Here is a 19,208-nt window from a genome sequence, read left to right as displayed (position 1 = left end):
CGAAAGAAGCGGCCAATCGAAGCGGCCGATCGAAAGATCGTTTGCCGACTGCAAAAAAGAAAACCCGGCATTTAGCCGGGTTTCCTCATTCGAAATCCATTGCCCTCAGGCAGCTTGGATATTCGAAGCCTGCTTGCCTTTCGGTCCTTGAACGACCTCGAAGCTGACCTTCTGGCCTTCCTTCAGGGTCTTGAAGCCCTGCATGTTGATGGCCGAGAAGTGTGCGAACAGATCCTCACCGCCCTCGTCGGGGGTGATGAAACCGAAGCCCTTCGCGTCATTGAACCATTTGACAATACCAGTTGCCATACCTACTTCCCCTGTCACACAGTCGCTACTTACCACGAGCACGCTCGAAAAGCTAAACGACCGGAAAATGCAGCCGTTCCCCCCTCACAAGCTCACCTCGGCCTTTCATGCTTCGCCGTTCAGGCAAATCTAAAAAAGTGCCAGCTTGATTGTTGGCGCTCTTTATTGGAGTGTCAAGTGAATTTTTAGACGTATAGGGGGACGTTGTAAAGAACCCATTTTCAGGGTTTTTCCGGCTTTGCCGAATCGCAACGCGGCAAGCGCGCGGACTTGAAAAGTCGCATAATCGGCTCATATACCAGGCTCGAGTGACACGCGTTCGAGCCGTCCCGGCTTGTGGGATACTGGTGCGGACGCGACGTCGCGGTGCGATTCTCCGTGACGGAACGTGTCCCGCGCCACGCGTGAAAGCCGGCACCGCAGCCGGCTTTCGTATGGCGCGAGAGCACATGCGAGTTTCCGGGGTTCCGGGGAGGGCGCCGGCCGGTCGGTCGGGTAATGGCAGGATTGCGGGCCTGTCCGAGTTGTTTAGAATGGGTGTATGGCGATTATCCCGGACAAGCAGGACAGTACCGTCCTGGAACGCAAGCAGCAGAAGCTGAAGCCGCCTTCGATGTACAAGGTGGTGCTGCTCAACGACGACTTCACGCCGATGGAATTCGTCGTGATGGTCGTGCAGGAGTATTTCAAGAAGGATCGCGAGACGGCCACGCAGATCATGCTGAAGGTCCATCGCGAAGGGCGAGGGGTTTGTGGGGTCTACACGCGGGACATCGCGTCGACCAAGGTTGAGCAAGTCGTTACCCATGCGCGGCAGGCCGGGCATCCGCTGCAGTGCGTGATGGAGGAAGCATGATTGCCCAGGAATTGGAAGTCAGCCTGCACATGGCGTTCATGGAAGCACGCCAGGCGCGCCATGAGTTCATAACAGTCGAGCATCTGCTGCTGGCCCTGCTGGATAATCCGACGGCGGCCGAGGTGTTGCGCGCTTGCGCGGCGAACATCGAGGACCTGCGCCAGAACCTGCGCAATTTCATCCACGACAACACGCCTACCGTTCCGGGCACCGACGACGTCGACACGCAGCCGACGCTCGGTTTCCAGCGCGTGATCCAGCGCGCGATCATGCACGTCCAGTCGACGTCGAACGGCAAGAAGGAAGTGACCGGCGCGAACGTGCTGGTCGCGATCTTCGGCGAAAAGGATTCCCACGCGGTCTACTACCTGCAGCAGCAGGGCGTGACGCGCCTCGACGTCGTCAACTTCATCTCGCACGGCATCGCGAAGACCAACAGCGGCGAGGCCGCGAAGGCGAGCGACGCGAACGCCGAGAGCGAGGACGCGAATGCGCAGAAGGAAACCCCGCTCGCGCAGTTCACGCAGAACCTGAACCAGATGGCGAAGGACGGCCGCATCGATCCGCTGATCGGGCGCGAGTCCGAGGTCGAGCGCGTCGTGCAGGTGCTGTGCCGCCGCCGCAAGAACAATCCGCTGCTCGTCGGCGAGGCCGGCGTCGGCAAGACCGCGATCGCGGAAGGCCTCGCCTACCGCATCACGCGCGGCGAGGTGCCGGACATCCTCGCGAACGCGCAGGTCTATTCGCTCGACATGGGCGCGCTGCTGGCGGGCACCAAGTATCGCGGCGATTTCGAGCAGCGTCTGAAGACGGTGCTGAAGGAACTGAAGGAGCGCCCGCACGCGATCCTGTTCATCGACGAGATCCACACGCTGATCGGCGCCGGCGCGGCGTCGGGCGGCACGCTCGATGCGTCGAACCTGCTGAAGCCGGCGCTGTCGTCGGGCACGCTCAAGTGCATTGGCGCGACGACGTTCACCGAATATCGCGGCATCTTCGAAAAGGATGCGGCGTTGTCGCGGCGCTTCCAGAAGGTCGACGTGACCGAGCCGACCGTCGAGCAGACGGTCGCGATCCTGCGCGGCCTGAAGTCGCGCTTCGAGGAGCATCACGGCGTCAAGTATTCGTCGGGCGCGCTGTCGGCCGCGGCGGAGCTGTCGGCACGCTTCATCACCGACCGTCACCTGCCGGACAAGGCGATCGACGTGATCGACGAAGCGGGCGCCGCGCAGCGCATCCTGCCGAAGTCGAAGCAGAAGAAGACGATCGGCAAGAGCGAGATCGAGGAAATCATCTCGAAGATCGCGCGGGTGCCGGCGCAGAGCGTGTCGCAGGACGACCGCAGCAAGCTGCAGACGCTCGATCGCGACCTGAAGAGCGTCGTGTTCGGCCAGGATCCGGCGATCGACGCGCTCGCGGCATCGATCAAGATGGCGCGCGCGGGCCTCGGCAAGATGGACAAGCCGATCGGCGCGTTCCTGTTCTCCGGCCCGACGGGCGTCGGCAAGACCGAAGTGGCGCGCCAGCTCGCGTTCACGCTGGGCATCGAGCTGATTCGCTTCGACATGTCGGAATACATGGAGCGTCACGCGGTGAGCCGCCTGATCGGCGCGCCGCCGGGCTATGTCGGGTTCGACCAGGGCGGCCTGCTGACCGAAGCCGTCACGAAGAAGCCGCACTGCGTGCTGCTGCTCGACGAGATCGAGAAGGCGCATCCGGACATCTTCAACGTGCTGCTGCAGGTGATGGACCACGGCACGCTGACGGACAACAACGGCCGCAAGGCGGATTTCCGCAACGTCATCATCATCATGACGACGAACGCGGGCGCCGAGTCGATGCAGAAGGCGACGATCGGTTTCACCACGCGCCGCGAAACCGGCGACGAAATGGTCGACATCAAGCGCCTGTTCACGCCGGAGTTCCGCAACCGTCTCGACTCGATCATCAGCTTCCGCTCGCTCGATGAGGAAATCATCATGCGCGTGGTCGACAAGTTCCTGATCCAGCTCGAGGAACAGCTGCACGAGAAGAAGGTCGACGCGCTCTTCACCGACGCGCTGCGCAAGCATCTCGCGAAGCACGGCTTCGACCCGCTGATGGGCGCGCGGCCGATGCAGCGGCTGATCCAGGACACGATCCGTCGCGCGCTGGCCGACGAATTGCTGTTCGGCAAGCTGGTGAACGGCGGTCACGTGACGGTCGACGTGGACGAAAACGACAAGGTGCAGCTGTCGTTCGACAAGCTGGCGAATCCGCCGCACAAGCCGAACGAAGAGGCGGTCGAAGTCGAATAAGCGATAATCGGCGGTTCATGCGAACGGCGCGGGAAGTTTTCCGCGCCGTTTCGTTTTATCCGGCGCCGGCGGCGCGCAATGGTGGTGCAGGGGAGTGGCAAGGCTGTGACACAACAACAACGGTCGTTCGACAGCATCGTCGAGCGCGAGCAAGGGTTGCGCCACGCGCTGTCGTCGGGGCAGATGGCGATGATCGCGATCGGCGGCGCGATCGGCACGGGGCTGTTTCTCGGCAGCGGGTTCGCGATCGGGCTCGCGGGCCCGAGCGTGCTCGTTTCGTATGCGATCGGTGCGCTGATCGCGCTGCTGCTGATGGGGGCGCTCGCGGAAATGACCGTCGCGCACCCGACGGCCGGTTCGTTCGGCGCGTATGCGGAGCATTACGTCGGCCCGCTGGCGGGCTTCCTCGTGCGCTACGCGTACTGGTTCGCAGTGGTGTTCGCGATCGGCACCGAGATCAGCGCGATCGCCGTGTTCATGAAGTACTGGTTTCCGGCGGTGCCCGGCTGGTACTGGGTGATCGGCTTCTCCGCGCTGCTGATCGCCGTGAACCTCGCGAGCGTCACGTTGTACGGCTCGGTCGAATACGCGTTCTCGCTGCTGAAGATCGCGGCGATCGTCGTGTTCATCGTGCTCGGCGCGTATCTCGTCTGGTCGGCGCCGGCCGCGTCCGGAATCGGCTTCGCGAACTACACCGCGCACGGGGGCTTCCTGCCGAAGGGGCCGTGGGGAACGTGGGTCGCGGTGATCGTCGCGATCTTCAGCTACATGAGCATCGAGGCCGTCGCGATCGCGGCGGGCGAAGCGCGCGATCCGCAGCACGCGGTCACGCGCGCATTCCGCTCGACGGTGTTCCGCCTCGTGCTGTTCTATCTGCTGACGCTGTCGTTGATGCTCGCGATCGTGCCGTGGACCCAGGCCGGCACCGACGAGAGCCCGTTCGTGAAGGTGATGGCCGCGACGCACGTGCCGTATGCGGCGGGCGTGATCAACTTCGTGCTGCTGATCGCGGCGCTGTCCGCGATGAACAGCCAGCTCTACGTGACGACGCGGATGATGTTCAGCCTGTCGCGCGCGCGGCTCGCGCCGGCCGTGTTCGGCCGGCTCGGCGCGAACGGCGTGCCGCGCGCGGCGCTGTGGATCTCGACGAGCGGCGTCGCGGTCGCGGCCGTGCTGGTTGCGCTGGCGCCCGACACGGCGTTCACCGTGATGATGGCGATCGCGATGTTCGGCGCGCTGTTCACCTGGCTGATGATCTTCGTCACGCACCTGCGCTTCCGTGCGCGGTATCGCGGCCCCGCGCTCGCGTTTCGCATGTGGGGGCACCCGTTCGGCAGCCTGCTCGGCGCGGGGCTCGTCGCGGCGATCCTGCTCACGACCGCATTCACGCGCGAATTCCGGATGACGATGGTGGTCGGCGTCGCGTTCGGCGTGCTGCTGATGGTCGCGTACGCGCTGCACTATCGGCACCAGCACGCGCGTTGACGGGGCAGCCGCCCCACCGCGCCGTCTTTCACGTTTGCTAAGGTTCCGTTAAGCCGGCGACGACTACATTCGATCCCATCTGCGAGGCGGCGCGCCGCCTCGCTGCCTTTCCGCAAAGGGGTGCGAATGAACAAACTTCCCGAAATCACGCTCGCGTTCTGGATCATGAAGATCTGCGCGACCACGCTCGGCGAAACCGGCGGCGACCTGCTGTCGATGACGCTGAACGTCGGCTACGCGGCCAGCTCGATCCTGCTGTTCGGCTTCTTTCTCGTCACGCTCGGCGCGCAGCTCAGGACCACGGGCTATCGCCCGGCCATCTACTGGGCGGTGATCGTCGCGACGAGCACGGCCGGCACGACGATGTCCGATTTCATGGACCGCACGCTCGGCCTCGGCTACGCGGCCGGCTCGTCGATTCTCGTCGCGGTCCTGCTCGGCATCTTCGCGATCTGGCGCCTGACGGGCGAATCGCTGTCGGTGGACGAAATCCGGACGCGCAAGGTCGAGCTGCTGTACTGGATCGCGATCCTGTTCTCGAACACGCTTGGCACCGCGCTCGGCGATTTCCTCGCAGACAGTTCGGGCCTCGGTTTCGCGGGCGGCGCGCTGCTGATCGGTGGCCTGCTCGTGGCGATCGTGCTGGCGCACTATTTCACGCGAATCTCGGGCGTGTTCCTGTTCTGGGCCGCGTTCGTGCTCACGCGCCCGTTCGGCGCGACGGTCGGCGACCTACTGACGAAGCCGGTCGCGAAGGGCGGCCTCGCGCTCGGCACGATCGGTTCGTCGGCCGTGCTGCTGGGCGTGCTGGTCGCGCTGGTGATCTACGCGAGCGTCACACAGGCGCGGCGGCGCGACCTGTCGCCCGCGCGTATCGCGCAGCCCGTCGGGGAGTGACGGCGAGCGGAAAAAAGAAAGGGGCCGCGAGGCCCCTTGCGTCGTTCAGTGACGGCCCGTGCTGCCGAAGCCGCCCGCGCCGCGATCGCTTTCGGCGAAGTCGTCGACGATGTTGAACTGCGCCTGCACGACCGGCACGATCACGAGCTGCGCGAGGCGTTCGAACGGGTTCAGCACGAACTCCGTCTGGCCGCGGTTCCACGTCGAGATCATCAACTGGCCCTGGTAGTCGGAGTCGATCAGGCCGACCAGGTTGCCGAGCACGATGCCGTGCTTGTGGCCGAGGCCCGAGCGCGGCAGGATCAGCGCCGCGTAGCCCGGGTCGGCGAGATGGATCGCGAGGCCGGTCGGCACGAGCGCGGTCTCGCCCGGCTTCAGCGTGAGCGGCGCATCGAGGCACGCACGCAGGTCGAGGCCCGCGCTGCCGGTCGTCGCGTAGGCGGGCAGGTAATCGCGCATGCGCGCGTCGAGAATCTTCAGGTCGAGTTTCATTCGGTCGTCGAATCGCTGGGAAAAAGGCGCGGCGGCACACAGGCCGCCGCGCGTGCGTCGGATGAGGCGGTCAGATCAGGCTGTTGTCGGGCAGGCGCTTCGCGATTTCGTCGACGAGCACGTGCGCGAGTGCGTCCTTCGGCGCGCGCGGCAGGCACGTGATGCCGGCCGCGTCGAACAGCGCGACTTCGTTGTCGTCGCGGCCGAACGTCTGCGGGCCGAGGTTGCCGACGAGCAGCGGCACGTTCTTGCGCTTGCGCTTCTCGTCGCCGTGCACGTCGAGATCGCCGCTTTCCGCCGCGAAGCCGACACAGAACGGCGGATCGGGGAGGGCCGCGACCGTCGCGAGGATGTCCGGGTTCTCGACGAACGTCAGCTCGGGCATCTTGCGGTCGGCGGTCTTCTTCATCTTGTGCTCGGCCGGCTGCGCCGCGCGCCAGTCGGCCACCGCGGCTACCGCGATGAAGATGTCGGCGTCGGGCACCGCGTTCATGACCGCGTCGTACATTTGCTGCGCGGTCTGCACGTCCTCGCGGTAGACGCCCCACGGCGTCGCGAGGCCGACCGGGCCGGCGATCAGGTGCACCTCCGCGCCGGCCTGCTGCGCCGCGCGCGCGAGCGCGAAGCCCATCTTGCCGCTCGAGCGGTTGGTCAGCCCGCGCACGGGGTCGAGCGGCTCGAACGTCGGGCCGGCCGTGATCAGCACGCGCCGGTGAGCGAGCCGCTTCGGCTGGAAGTGCGCGACGATCGCCTCGTAGATCGCTTCCGGCTCGAGCATGCGGCCGTCGCCGATCTCGCCGCACGCCTGCGCGCCGGAGTCGGGGCCGAGCACCGACACGCCGTCGGCGCGCAGCTGCGCGACGTTGCGCTGCGTGGCCGGGTTCTGCCACATCTGGCGGTTCATCGCGGGCACGACGAGCAGCGGGCAATCGCGGGCGACGCACAGCGTCGACAGCAGGTCGTCCGCGAACCCGTGCGCGAGCTTCGCGAGGAAGTCGGTCGACGCGGGCGCGATGACGATCGCGTCGGCTTCGCGCGACAGGTCGATGTGCGCCATGTTGTTGTCGATGCGCGCGTCCCACTGGCTCGTGTAGACGGGCCGGCCGGACAGCGCCTGCATCGTGACGGGCGTGATGAACTGGGTCGCGGCTTCCGTCATCGCGACCTGCACGGTCGCGCCGGCCTTGGTGAGCAGGCGGGTGAGCTCGGCGATCTTGTAGCAGGCGATGCCGCCCGTCAGGCCGAGGACGAGATGTTTTCCTGCGAGTTCTGCGTGTGCCAACGCGGGCCTCCGAAGGGATCGATCAGGACGGCCGGCGCGCGGCCGGCCGTCGACGCAGAGTATGCGCGCTTAGCGCGCGCCGCGCACGCGACGCAGCTCGTCGTAGATCAGCAGCACCGCGCCGACCGTGATCGCCGAATCGGCAAGGTTGAACGCCGGGAAATGCCAGGCGCCGACGTGGAAGTCGAGGAAGTCGATCACGTGGCCGTAGACGAGACGGTCGATCACGTTGCCGAGCGCGCCGCCGAGGATCAGCGCGAGCGACAGGCTGAACAGGCGCTGCTGGCCGTGGCGCTTCAGCAGGTAGCAGATCACGAGCGTCGCGCCGATGCCGAGCGCGGTGAACGCCCAGCGCTGCCAGCCGCCGGCGGTCGCGAGAAAGCCGAACGCCGCGCCCTGGTTGTAGACCAGCACGAGATTGAAGAACGACGTCAGCGCATGCTGCGCGCCGTATGCGAAGGTCTTCAGGATCGCGATCTTCGTCAGCTGATCGAACAGGATGACGATCAGCGAAATGCCGAGCCACGGCGCCAGTGCGCCGCCGGTCGATTTCGACAGGGTTTTCGCCATGGTTACGCCGCGCTCCGGGTTTCGCCGTTTTCAAACAGGTTCGAGAAGCAGCGGCCGCACAGCGTCGGGTGATCGGCATGCGCGCCGACGTCCTCGCGGTAGTGCCAGCAGCGCTCGCACTTCTGGTACTTCGAGGCGGCCACGTCGACGCCTTCCTGCGCTTCGTCGTCGACCTTGACGACCGTCGCGGCCGACGTGATCAGCACGAACTTGAGATCGTCGGCGAGGCTCGCGAGCGCGTCGTAGCGCGCGCCGCTCGCGTGCACCGTCACTTCCGCCTGCAGCGACGAGCCGATGCGGTTCGCGGTGCGGGCTTCCTCGAGCGCCTTCGTCACGTTGCCGCGCACGTCGCGCAGCAGCGTCCACTTGGCGACCAGCGCGCCGGCGTCGGCGACTTCCGGATACGCGTAGTACGTTTCCGTGAAGATCGTGTCGCTCGCCGGCTGGAACACCTTCCATGCTTCCTCGGCGGTGAACGACAGGAACGGCGCGAGCACGCGCAGCAGGCCCTGCGTCAGGTGATAGAGCGCCGTCTGCGCGGAACGGCGCGCGGTCGAATCCGGCGCGCTCGTGTACAGGCGGTCCTTCAGCACGTCGAGGTAGAAGCCGCCGAGATCTTCCGAGCAGTACGTCTGCAGCTTCGCGACGACCGGGTGGAATTCGTACTTCTCGTAGTGCGCGAGCAGTTCGGTCTGCAGCTGCGTGGAGAAGGCGACCGCGTAACGGTCGATCTCGAGCCACTCGCCGACCGGCAGCGCATGCTGCGCGTAGTCGAAGTCGGACAGGTTCGCGAGCAGGAAGCGCAGCGTGTTGCGGATGCGGCGATAGCCTTCCGTCACGCGCTTCAGGATTTCCTCGGAGATCGCGAGCTCGCCCGAGTAGTCGGTCGACGCGATCCACAGGCGGATGATTTCCGCGCCGAGACGGTTCGCGACTTCGTGCGGATCGATGCCGTTGCCGAGCGACTTGCTCATCTTGCGGCCTTCGCCGTCGACCGTGAAGCCGTGCGTGAGCAGGCCCTTGTACGGCGCGCGGCCGTCGAGCATCGACGCGGTCAGCAGCGACGAGTGGAACCAGCCGCGGTGCTGGTCCGAGCCTTCGAGGTACAGGTCGGCCGGGAACTGCAGCTGATCCTTGTGCGAGCCGCGCAGCACATGCCAGTGCGTCGTGCCCGAGTCGAACCACACGTCGAGCGTGTCGCGGTTCTTCTCGTACAGGTTCGCGTCGTCGCCGATCAGCTCGCGCGGATCGAGCGACTGCCACGCCTCGATGCCCGACTGCTCGACGCGCTTCGCGACTTCTTCCAGCAGCTCGAGCGTGCGCGGATGCAGCTCGCCGGTTTCCTTGTGCACGAAGAACGCCATCGGCACGCCCCACTGGCGCTGGCGCGACAGCGTCCAGTCAGGACGGTTCTCGATCATGCTGTGCAGGCGCTGCTTGCCCCACGACGGGTAGAACGCCGTTGCGTCCACGCCCGCGAGCGCGGTTTCGCGCAGCGTCGCGCCGCCGTCGCGCGGCGTCACGTCCATGCCCGCGAACCACTGCGACGTCGCGCGATAGATGATCGGCGTCTTGTGGCGCCAGCAGTGCATGTAGCTGTGCGTGTACTTCTCGTTGCGCAGCAGCGTGCCGGCCGCGTTCAGCGCCTCGACGATCTTCGGGTTCGCGTCCCAGATCGTCAGGCCGCCGAACAGCGGCAGCGATTCGCTGTAGCGGCCGTCGCCCAGCACGGGGTTGATGAAGTCCGCGTCGGTCATGCCGTGCGCCTTGCACGACATGAAATCCTCGACGCCGTAGGCGGGCGACGAGTGCACGACGCCGGTGCCGGTGTCGGTCGTCACGTAGTCGCCGAGATAGACGGGCGACGTGCGCTTGTAGCCGGGGTGGGCCGCGGCGAGCGGGTGGTGGAAGCGCAGGTTGACGAGCTTCTCGCCGAGTGTCGTCGCGACGACGCGGCCGGTCAGCTTGAACTCTTCCATGCACGCGGCGACGCGCTCTTCCGCGATGATCAGCAGGCCGCGCTCGGTGTCGACGAGCGCGTAGACGATCTCCGGATGCAGGTTGAGCGCCTGGTTCGCCGGGATCGTCCACGGCGTGGTGGTCCAGATCACGATGCCGCCCTCGGGGCGCGGCAGCGCGGCCAGGCCGAACGCCTGCGCGGTCTTTTCCGGCTCCGCGAACGGGAACATCACGTCGATCGTCGGGTCGGTGCGGTCCTTGTATTCGACTTCCGCCTCGGCGAGCGCCGAGCCGCAGTCGAAGCACCAGTTCACCGGCTTCAGGCCGCGATACACGTAGCCCTTCTCGATGATCTTGCCGAGCGCGCGGATTTCCTCCGCCTCGTTGACGAAGTTCATCGTCTTGTACGGGTTGGCCCAATCGCCGAGCACGCCGAGCCGCTTGAAGCCGCCTTTCTGCTTCTCGATCTGCTCGGTCGCGTACGCGCGCGCCTTGGTCATCACTTCGGCCGCCGGCAGCGACTTGCCGAACTGCTTCTCGATCTGGATCTCGATCGGCATCCCGTGGCAATCCCAGCCCGGCACGTACGGCGCGTCGAAGCCGGCCATGTTGCGCGACTTGACGACGATGTCCTTCAGGATCTTGTTCACCGCGTGGCCGAGGTGGATGTCGCCGTTCGCATACGGCGGGCCGTCGTGCAGGATGAACTTCGGCCGGCCCTGGCTGGCCGCGCGGATCTTCTCGTAGATGCCGCGCGCTTCCCATTCCTTGACCCACTGCGGCTCGCGCTTCGGCAGGTCGCCGCGCATCGGGAACGGCGTGTCGAGCAGGTTGACCGGATACTTGGCCTGCGGTTTCGAATCGGCTTTCTTGTTGCTCATGATGAGATCGCTATCAAATCGGGAGACGCTCGGGCGTCGTGAATCGGGTGAGCGCGCGCATCGGCGGCGCCGGGGTGCGGCGCATCGCGCCGCCGGCGGGGTCAGCTAATTCGGTCGGTGGCCGACGTCGAGAAGCCGGTCGTGCGGCTGCCGGGCGCGTGGTCGCGCGCGGCGAAATACGCGCGGGCGTTCGCGACGTCCTGCGCGATCGCGCGCGACAGCGCTTCGAGATCGTCGAACTTCGCCTCGTCGCGCAGCTTCTGCAGGAACTCGACGCGCACCAGCTTGCCGTATGCGTCGCCGTGCCAGTCGAGCAGGTGGACTTCGAGCAGCACGCGGCCCGAATCGACGACGGTCGGGCGCAGGCCGAGGCTCGCGACGCCGGGCAGCGGGGTGTCGGCGAGGCCGTGCACCTGGACGACGAAGATGCCCATCAGCGCCGGCCGCTTGTGCGCGATCGGCAGGTTCAGCGTGGGGAAACCGAGGTCGCGGCCGAGCTTCAGGCCGTGCGTGACGTGGCCGCTGATCGCGTAGCCGTGGCCGAGCGCCTGCGCGGCCGCGGCGAGATCGCCCGCCGCGAGCGCGGCGCGCACGCCGGAGCTCGAGATGCGCGTGCCGTCGCTGCCGGCGACCGTGCCCATCTGCTCGACCTCGAAGCCGTACTGCTCGCCGGCCGCCTTCAGCGTATCGAACGTGCCGGCGCGCTTCGCGCCGTAGCAGAAATCGTCGCCGACCATCATCCAGCGCGTGTGCAGCCCATTGACGAGCGTGCGCTCGACGAACGTCTCAGGCGACTGGCTCGCGAACGTATGGTTGAAGTGCTCGACCACGACCCGGTCGACGCCGTGCTCGCGCAGCGCCTCGAGCTTGTCGCGCAGCATCGCGATGCGCGGCGGCGCGCCGGCCGGATTGAAGAATTCCCGCGGGTGCGGCTCGAAGGTCATCACGCAGACGGGCAGGCCGCGCGCGTCCGCCGCCGCGCGCACGCGCGCGAGCAGGGCCTGGTGGCCGCGATGGACACCGTCGAAGTTGCCGATCGTCAGCGCGCACGGGGCGCGGCTTTCGGCGTTGGGCAGGCCGCGGAAGACTTTCACGATAGCTGCAGCGTCGGGGAATGGGCGGATGGATGCCGCAAAGCAGAAGATTATAAACGTTCGGGCGGGCAGGCGGCTCAGCCGGCGGGAAACGCGAGGCCGAATGGTAAAATTCGCGGATGAAAAAACTCGTCATCTTGATTTCCGGTCGCGGCAGCAACATGGAAGCCATCGTCCGCGCGTGCGCGCAGGAACGGTGGCCGGCCCAGGTTGCCGCCGTGATCGCCAACCGGCCGGATGCGGCCGGCCTTGCTTTCGCGGCGTCGCACGGAATTGCGACCGCCGTGGTCGACCACCGGTCGTTCGACGGCCGCGACAGCTTCGACGCGGCGCTGGCCGACGAGATCGACCGCTTCGCGCCCGATCTCGTGATCCTCGCCGGCTTCATGCGGATTCTCACGCCGGCATTCGTCAGACGATACGAGGGGCGGATGCTGAACATCCACCCGTCGCTGCTGCCGAGCTTCAAGGGCATCCATACGCACCAGGCGGCGCTCGACGCAGGCTGCGCGCTGCACGGCGCGACCGTGCACTTCGTCATCCCCGAACTCGACAGCGGCGCGATCGTCGCGCAGGGCGCGGTGCCCGTGCGCGCGGGCGACGACGCGGCCGCGCTCGCGCAGCGCGTGCTGGCGCTCGAGCACGTGCTGTATCCGCGCGCGGTGCGCTGGTTCGTCGACGGGCGCCTGCGCCTCGACGCCGGCCGCGCGGTGGTCGCGCCGGAGGAGGCGCGCTGGATTTTCTCGGACGAACAACCCAACACGAGCGAGGGTGTATGAAGCTGCATGGATTCCTGATCGGCCAGACCGAAACCTTGCTCGCCGAGGTCCTGAAGTTCGCCGGCCCGGCCGATGCGACGACGAGCCGGTTCTTCCGGGCCCACCCGAAGCTCGGGCACGCGGAGCGCGGCGTGATCGCCGAGGCGGTGTTCGCGGTGCTGCGCCGCAAGATGGAGTTTGCGCACCTCGCCGAGAGCGGCTCGGGCAGCCCGGCGCGGCGGCTCACGCTGCTCGGCCTGATGCAGACGGTCGGCCGCAATGCGCTGAAGCCGTTCCTGTCCGACGCCGAGGCCGCGTGGCTCGAGCACGTGTCGAAGATCGACCCGGCGAGCCTGCCGGTGCGGATCCGCACGAACCTGCCGGAGTGGATCCAGCAGGCGCTCGCGACGCGCTTCGACGCGGAGGAGCTCGCGCAGCTCGCCGCGGCGCTCAACTATCCGGCGCCGCTCGACCTGCGCGCGAATGCGCAGAAGGCGACCCGCGACCAGGTGGTCGACGCGCTGCGCGCGAACGGCATCGACGCCGGCGCGACGCCGTTCGCGCCGTACGGCGTGCGGGTCGTCGGCAAGCCCGCGCTGACCAAGCTCAAGCTGTTCGAGGAAGGCCTGATCGAGGTGCAGGACGAGGGCAGCCAGCTGCTGTGCTCGCTCGTCGCGCCGCGCCGCGGCGAGATGGTCGTCGATTTCTGCGCGGGCGCGGGCGGCAAGACGCTCGCGCTCGGCGCGATGATGCGCTCGACCGGGCGCCTGTACGCGTTCGACGTGTCGGAAAAGCGCCTCGCGAAGCTGAAGCCGCGCCTCGCGCGCAGCGGGCTGTCGAACGTGAACCCGGTGCTGATCGACAGCGAGCACGACGCGAAGATCAAGCGGCTCGCCGGCAAGATCGACCGCGTGCTGGTCGATGCGCCGTGCAGCGGCCTCGGCACGCTGCGCCGCAATCCGGACCTGAAGTGGCGCCAGTCGCGCACGTCGATCGACGAGCTCACGCCGAAGCAGGCGTCGATCCTCGCGAGCGCGGCGCGGCTCGTGAAGAAGGGCGGGCGGCTCGTGTACGCGACCTGCAGCGTGCTCGACGCGGAGAACGAGGCGATCGTCGGCCAGTTCCTCGCCGATCACCCGGACTTCGTGCTCGTGCCGGCGCAGAAGGTGCTGGCCGACCAGCGCATCGCGCTCGAGACGGGCGACTACCTGTCGCTGTGGCCGCACCGCCATGCGACCGACGGCTTCTTCGCCGCGGTGCTCGAGCGGCGCGCGCAGCCGCAGTAACGGCGGGTTCGACGGATGATGCAGAACCGCCTGCTGTCGCGCCGCCTCGCGTCGGTGATCCAGGACTTCAACCAGCCGGTGATGATCTGGCAGGCGGCGGTGCTGGTCGGCGCGCTGTGTTTCGCGTGGCTCGCCGCGCGCTTCGTGCACGACCGCATCGACGCCCGCCGCCGTGCGGCCGGGCGCACGCCCGGCGCCGGCGCGCAGAGCCTGAAGCGCGCGCTGTTCCCGCTGTTCGGCGGCGTGTTCGTATGGGGCGCGCAGCTCGCGTTCGAGCCGTTCATGTCGACGTCGCTGCTGTCGCTCGCGCTCGTGCCGCTGCTCGGCATCGGGCTCATCTACGTGCTGTTCTTTTTTGCGCGGCGCGTGTTTGCGCGCGACGGCCACACGCATGCGTGGCTGTCGGTCGTCGAGAGGCTCGTGTCGGTGGTCGTGTGGGCCGCGATGGTGCTGACCGTGCTCGGCATCCAGCGCGACGTGCTCGCGTGGCTCGACAGCGTGCAGTTCCGCGTCGCGAACGCGCACCTGACGCTGCTGTCCGTGATCTCCGGCGCGCTGTGGGTCTGCGTGACGCTGATGGTCGCGATGTGGCTCGGCTCGGTGCTCGAGGAGCGCCTGAAGCGCGCGACCACGCTCGACGCGAACCTGAAGGTCGTGCTGTCGCGGGTCGGCCGCGCGCTGCTGGTGTTCGCCGCGGTGCTGATCGGCCTGTCGCTGGTCGGCATCGACGTGACCGTGCTCGGCGTGTTCGGCGGCGCGGTGGGCGTCGGGCTCGGCTTCGGGCTGCAGAAGATCGCGAGCAACTACGTGTCGGGCTTCATCATCCTGCTCGACCGCTCGCTTCGGCTCGGCGACGCGATCAACGTCGGCGGGCTGCAGGGCGTCGTCACGCAGATCCGCACGCGCTACACGGTCGTGCGCGGTCTCGACGGCAACGAAACGCTGATCCCGAACGAGAAGCTGATCACCGACGTCGTGCAGAACCAGTCGTCGTACCTGACGCGCGGCTATGCGAAGGTCGCGGTGCAGGTCGCGTACACGAGCGACGTCGAGCACGCGCTCGCGCTGCTCGCCGATGCCGCGAAGGGCGTGCCCCGCGTGCTTGCGGAGCCGGCGCCGACGCCGTACCTCGTGAGCTTCGGCGCGGACGGCATCGACCTCGAGCTCGGCTTCTGGATCGAGGATTCCGCGACAGGCACGTCGGGCGTGCGCTCGGCGGTGAACCGCAACATCTGGCGGCTGTTTTCCGAGCACGGCGTGTCGATTCCGTTCCCGCAGCGGGAAGTGCGCGTCGTCGGCCTGCCGGACGGTTTTGCAGTCGGGCGCGAAGCCGACATCGGCAGCCCGCCCGAGCGCGCGGTCATGTAGACCGGCCAGATCCGGATCGTCCGGCCGGCGCAGTCCGCCGGTGGACTGCCGGCGTTGCTTCAAGGCAAGAAATAGTCATTTTTTACAAAGACTTGGAACGGTTGAAGTAAAATCCCGGTCTATTCCGCGGTATGCTTTCATCTTTCTGACGCCGGTGCGTGGCCGACGTCGCTTACACCACAGGTAACTGCCTTGCTGAATTCCCTGCTCGACTTTCTTTCCCACGGGCTCCTGCGCTTTTCGTGGTGGCAGATCGTGCTGTTCGCGCTCGCCGTCACGCACGTCACGATCATCGGCGTGACGGTCTACCTGCACCGCTGCCAGGCGCACCGCGCGCTGGAGCTGCACCCCATCGCCAGCCATTTCTTCCGGCTCTGGCTGTGGATGACGACCGGCATGCTGACCGGCCAGTGGGCCGCGATCCACCGCAAGCACCATGCGAAGTGCGAGACCGAGGAAGATCCGCACAGCCCGCAGACGCGTGGCATCTGGAAGGTGTTCCTCGAGGGCGCCGAGCTGTACCGCGCGGAAGCGAAGAACGAGGAAACGATGCGCAAGTTCGGGCACGGCACGCCGAACGACTGGATCGAACGCAACATCTATTCGAAATACCCGATCCTCGGCGTCAGCCTGATGATGGTGATCGACATCGCGCTGTTCGGCGTGGTCGGCCTGACCGTGTGGGCCGTGCAGATGGTCTGGATCCCGTTCTGGGCGGCCGGCGTCGTCAACGGTTTCGGCCACTTCTGGGGCTATCGCAACTTCAACTCGGCCGATGCGAGCACGAACCTGTTCCCGTGGGGCATCGTGATCGGCGGCGAGGAGCTGCACAACAACCACCACACGTTCGCGACGTCGGCGAAGCTGTCGAACAAATGGTACGAATTCGACATCGGCTGGATGTACATCCGCATCATGTCGGCGTTCGGTCTCGCGAAGGTGAAGAAGGTCGCGCCCACGCCGCGCCTGAACAAGCCGAAGACGGTGCTCGACCAGGAAACGCTGCAGGCCGTGCTGTCGAACCGCTACGAAGTGATGGCGCGCTACGGCAAGGCCGTCAAGCGTGCGTATCGCCAGGAGCTCGCGCGCCTCAAGGAGCTCGGTTCGAGCGACAAGTACCAACTGATGCGCGGCGCGCGCAAGTGGTTCCACAAGGACGAGGACGGCCTCGACGAGCAGAAGAAGAAGCTGCTGCCGGAAATCTTCGCGAACAGCCAGAAGCTGCAGACGTACTTCCAGCTGCGCCAGGAACTGGCTGCGATCTGGGATCGCTCGACCGCATCGCGCGAACAGCTGCTGGCCCAATTGCAGGATTGGTGCCACCGCGCAGAACAAAGCGGGATCAAGGCGTTGCAGGAATTTGCGACGCGCCTGCGCCGCTACGCCTGATTCGAAATCGATTAGAATCTCAGGACGTCACAAACCCCGCGCTGGCGGGGTTTTTTCTTTTGGGCCGGCCGTTTGGTGGCGGCGATCGGCAAGGCTGGACTTTGCACGGAACCGGAGCACGCGCGCACACGCTCGACTCTGGTCGAGCGTTGCATGGGATCGAAGTAGGCGCTGAAGCGCATACTCCGATCGACATAGGAGAGATGGAGATGCAATCGACGATCAAGCCCGTCGAGTACGACCGACCGGTCGCGGCAGGCACGGCCTGCGGCATCGGGCAGGCATGGGCGAAAGTGCCCGAGACGCCCTCTACCGAGGAGCGCGCCGCACTGAAGGCGCGGATCAAGGCGCTGCTCGCGCGCGAGAAGGCCGTGCTGGTCGCGCACTATTACGTGGACGCCGAATTGCAGGAACTCGCCGACGAAACCGGCGGATGTGTCGCCGATTCGCTCGAGATGGCCCGGTTCGGCCGCGACCACGATGCACAGACGCTCGTCGTCGCCGGCGTGCGCTTCATGGGCGAAACCGCGAAGATCCTGAGCCCCGGCAAGCGGATCCTGATGCCCGATCTCGATGCGACCTGCTCGCTCGACCTCGGCTGCCCGGTCGATGAATTCTCCGCGTTCTGCGATGCGCACCCGGATCGCACCGTCGTCGTCTACGCGAACACCAGCGCCGCCGTGAAGGCGCGCGCGGACTGGATGGTCACGTCGTCGATCGGGCTCGAGATCGTCGCCGACCTGCATGCGCGCGGCGAGAAGATCATCTGGGCGCCGGATCGCCATCTCGGCAGCTATATCCAGAAGAAAACCGGCGCGGACATGCTGCTGTGGCAGGGTTCGTGCCTCGTGCACGACGAATTCAAGGGCATCGAGCTGGACCTGCTGCGCGCCGAGTATCCGGATGCGAAGGTGCTCGTTCATCCGGAGTCGCCGGAAAGCGTCGTCGCGCAGGCCGACGTCGTCGGTTCGACGACGCAGCTGATCGATGCCGCGGTGAAGCTCGATGCGACGCGCTTCATCGTCGCGACCGATCTCGGCATCCTGCACAAGATGCAGCTCGCCGCGCCCGGCAAGACCTTCATCGCGGCGCCGACCGCCGGCAACAGCGCGACCTGCAAGAGCTGCGCGCATTGCCCGTGGATGGCGATGAACGGCCTCGCGAATCTCGCCGACGTGCTCGAGCGCGGCCACAACGAGATCTTCGTCGACCCGGCCATCGGCGCGCGCGCGCGCCTTCCGATCGACCGCATGCTCGATTTCGCCGCGGCCCACAAGAAGCGTGTGCAGGCGAGCGGCGACCTGCAGCGCGACCAGCAACTGTTCGCGAACGTGGGGGCAGCATGACCGACGCAGTCGCAGTCTCTCCGCTTTACGAAACGATTCGCGCGCAATACGGCGCCGCGTTCGATGACGCGCTCGCGCGCAACGTCGCCGACGCGCTGGCCGAAGATGTCGGCACTGGCGACCAGACCGGGCGGCTGGTACCGGCCGGCGAGCGCCGCCGTGCACGCATCATCGTGCGCGAAGAGGCCGTGCTCGCCGGCGTGCCGTGGTTCGACGCGGTGATGCGCCGGATCGATCCGGCGATCGACGTGCACTGGCACTACCGCGAAGGCGACCGCATGACGGCCGATTCGACCGTCTGCGAACTCGAAGGCCCGGCGCGCGCGCTGCTGACCGCGGAGCGCAACGGGCTCAATTTCCTGCAATTGCTGTCGGGCGTCGCGACGGCCACGCGGCGCTATGTCGAGCGCATCGAAGGCACCCGCGCGAAGATTCTCGATACGCGCAAGACGCTGCCAGGCCTGCGGCTCGCGCAGAAGTACGCGGTGCGGGTCGGCGGCGGCGCGAATCAGCGGCTCGCGCTGTACGACGGAATCCTGATCAAGGAAAACCACATCGCGGCGGCGGGCGGCGTCGGCGAGGCGCTCGATGCGGCCTTCGCGCTGAACGCGGGCGTGCCGGTGCAGGTCGAGGTCGAGACCCTTGCGCAGCTCGACACGGCGCTCGCGCATGGTGCGCAGTCGGTGCTGCTCGACAACTTCACGCTCGACATGATGCGTGACGCGGTGCGCGTGGCGGCCGGCAAGGCGGTGCTCGAAGTGTCGGGCGGCGTCAATTTCGACACGGTGCGCGCGATTGCCGAAACGGGCGTCGACCGCATCTCGATCGGCGCGCTGACGAAGGACGTGCGCGCGACCGATTACTCGATGCGCATCGTCGACTGAGCGCGGCGCACGCCGCAGACGAAAAAGCCGTTGGCGCGCAAGCGCCAACGGCTTT

16 protein-coding genes are annotated in these 19,208 nt (G+C 66.8%); 10 read left to right on the top strand and 6 right to left on the bottom strand.

All coding sequences use genetic code 11. The features are described 5' to 3' along the window. Nucleotides 1–105: 105 nt before the first annotated feature. Nucleotides 106–309 carry a cold-shock protein gene (locus HWY45_RS05765; protein ID WP_004196460.1) on the bottom strand — a complete coding sequence of 68 codons (204 nt, stop codon included), beginning with the start codon at nucleotides 307–309 and terminating at the stop codon, nucleotides 106–108. Nucleotides 310–850: 541 nt separating this feature from the next. On the opposite strand from HWY45_RS05765, the gene clpS reads away from it, so the two are divergent. From clpS to HWY45_RS05745, 4 genes are all read left to right on the top strand, one after another. Next, nucleotides 851–1,165 carry an ATP-dependent Clp protease adapter ClpS gene (gene clpS / locus HWY45_RS05760; RefSeq protein ID WP_006398529.1) on the top strand — a complete coding sequence of 105 codons (315 nt, stop codon included), beginning with the start codon at nucleotides 851–853 and terminating at the stop codon, nucleotides 1,163–1,165. Next, complete coding sequence (clpA, locus tag HWY45_RS05755) at nucleotides 1,162–3,462, top strand: ATP-dependent Clp protease ATP-binding subunit ClpA (RefSeq protein ID WP_059559394.1); 2,301 nt, start codon at nucleotides 1,162–1,164, stop codon at nucleotides 3,460–3,462. The genes clpS and clpA overlap by 4 nt, the downstream gene beginning before the upstream one ends. 105 nt (nucleotides 3,463–3,567) lie before the next feature. Further along, the gene (locus HWY45_RS05750; RefSeq protein WP_059810758.1) at nucleotides 3,568–4,947 is read left to right on the top strand and encodes an amino acid permease; all 1,380 of its coding nucleotides are present in this window, start codon (nucleotides 3,568–3,570) and stop codon (nucleotides 4,945–4,947) included. A 126-nt stretch (nucleotides 4,948–5,073) separates the two neighbouring features. Then, complete coding sequence (locus HWY45_RS05745; protein WP_059884012.1) at nucleotides 5,074–5,844, top strand: COG4705 family protein; 771 nt, start codon at nucleotides 5,074–5,076, stop codon at nucleotides 5,842–5,844. A 45-nt stretch (nucleotides 5,845–5,889) separates the two neighbouring features. Here the strand turns inward: HWY45_RS05745 and dut are convergent, their stop codons facing one another. The 5 genes from dut to HWY45_RS05720 all read right to left on the bottom strand — a co-directional run bounded on the left by dut (nucleotide 5,890) and on the right by HWY45_RS05720 (nucleotide 12,122). Beyond that, the gene (dut, locus tag HWY45_RS05740) at nucleotides 5,890–6,336 is read right to left on the bottom strand and encodes a dUTP diphosphatase (protein WP_059810695.1); all 447 of its coding nucleotides are present in this window, start codon (nucleotides 6,334–6,336) and stop codon (nucleotides 5,890–5,892) included. Nucleotides 6,337–6,406: 70 nt separating this feature from the next. Further along, entirely contained in the window at nucleotides 6,407–7,618 is a 1,212-nt protein-coding gene (gene coaBC / locus HWY45_RS05735; protein WP_059810696.1) for a bifunctional phosphopantothenoylcysteine decarboxylase/phosphopantothenate--cysteine ligase CoaBC, read from the bottom strand. A gap of 69 nt (nucleotides 7,619–7,687) precedes the next feature. After that, on the bottom strand, nucleotides 7,688–8,188 hold the full coding sequence (lspA, locus tag HWY45_RS05730) for a signal peptidase II (RefSeq protein WP_059810697.1): 501 nt from the start codon (nucleotides 8,186–8,188) through the stop codon (nucleotides 7,688–7,690). A gap of 2 nt (nucleotides 8,189–8,190) precedes the next feature. Then, on the bottom strand, nucleotides 8,191–11,028 hold the full coding sequence (ileS, locus tag HWY45_RS05725) for an isoleucine--tRNA ligase (RefSeq protein ID WP_059884011.1): 2,838 nt from the start codon (nucleotides 11,026–11,028) through the stop codon (nucleotides 8,191–8,193). A 101-nt stretch (nucleotides 11,029–11,129) separates the two neighbouring features. After that, complete coding sequence (locus HWY45_RS05720) at nucleotides 11,130–12,122, bottom strand: bifunctional riboflavin kinase/FAD synthetase (RefSeq protein ID WP_059559371.1); 993 nt, start codon at nucleotides 12,120–12,122, stop codon at nucleotides 11,130–11,132. A 119-nt stretch (nucleotides 12,123–12,241) separates the two neighbouring features. Between HWY45_RS05720 and purN the strand changes: the two genes are divergently transcribed. The 6 genes from purN to nadC all read left to right on the top strand — a co-directional run bounded on the left by purN (nucleotide 12,242) and on the right by nadC (nucleotide 19,153). After that, a complete protein-coding gene (gene purN, locus HWY45_RS05715) occupies nucleotides 12,242–12,901 on the top strand; it encodes a phosphoribosylglycinamide formyltransferase (RefSeq protein ID WP_059559366.1) in 660 nt (219 codons plus the stop codon). Continuing rightward, the gene (locus HWY45_RS05710) at nucleotides 12,898–14,166 is read left to right on the top strand and encodes an RsmB/NOP family class I SAM-dependent RNA methyltransferase (RefSeq protein ID WP_059884010.1); all 1,269 of its coding nucleotides are present in this window, start codon (nucleotides 12,898–12,900) and stop codon (nucleotides 14,164–14,166) included. Before purN ends, HWY45_RS05710 begins: the two co-directional genes overlap by 4 nt. A 15-nt stretch (nucleotides 14,167–14,181) precedes the next feature. Next, entirely contained in the window at nucleotides 14,182–15,534 is a 1,353-nt protein-coding gene (locus tag HWY45_RS05705; protein ID WP_059884009.1) for a mechanosensitive ion channel family protein, read from the top strand. Nucleotides 15,535–15,726: 192 nt separating this feature from the next. Beyond that, complete coding sequence (locus tag HWY45_RS05700; protein WP_059559356.1) at nucleotides 15,727–16,923, top strand: DesA family fatty acid desaturase; 1,197 nt, start codon at nucleotides 15,727–15,729, stop codon at nucleotides 16,921–16,923. A 209-nt stretch (nucleotides 16,924–17,132) separates the two neighbouring features. After that, nucleotides 17,133–18,269 (top strand): quinolinate synthase NadA, encoded by a 1,137-nt coding sequence (gene nadA / locus HWY45_RS05695; protein WP_059884028.1) that lies wholly within the window; start codon nucleotides 17,133–17,135, stop codon nucleotides 18,267–18,269. Beyond that, entirely contained in the window at nucleotides 18,266–19,153 is an 888-nt protein-coding gene (nadC, locus tag HWY45_RS05690) for a carboxylating nicotinate-nucleotide diphosphorylase (protein ID WP_059884008.1), read from the top strand. Before nadA ends, nadC begins: the two co-directional genes overlap by 4 nt. Nucleotides 19,154–19,208 lie beyond the last annotated feature (55 nt).

The sequence above is a fragment of the Burkholderia stagnalis genome (assembly GCF_902830275.1).
Classification (GTDB): Bacteria; Pseudomonadota; Gammaproteobacteria; order Burkholderiales; family Burkholderiaceae; genus Burkholderia; species Burkholderia stagnalis.
Note: the sequence above shows the minus strand (reverse complement) of the source record. Positions and strands in the feature narration are given on the sequence as shown.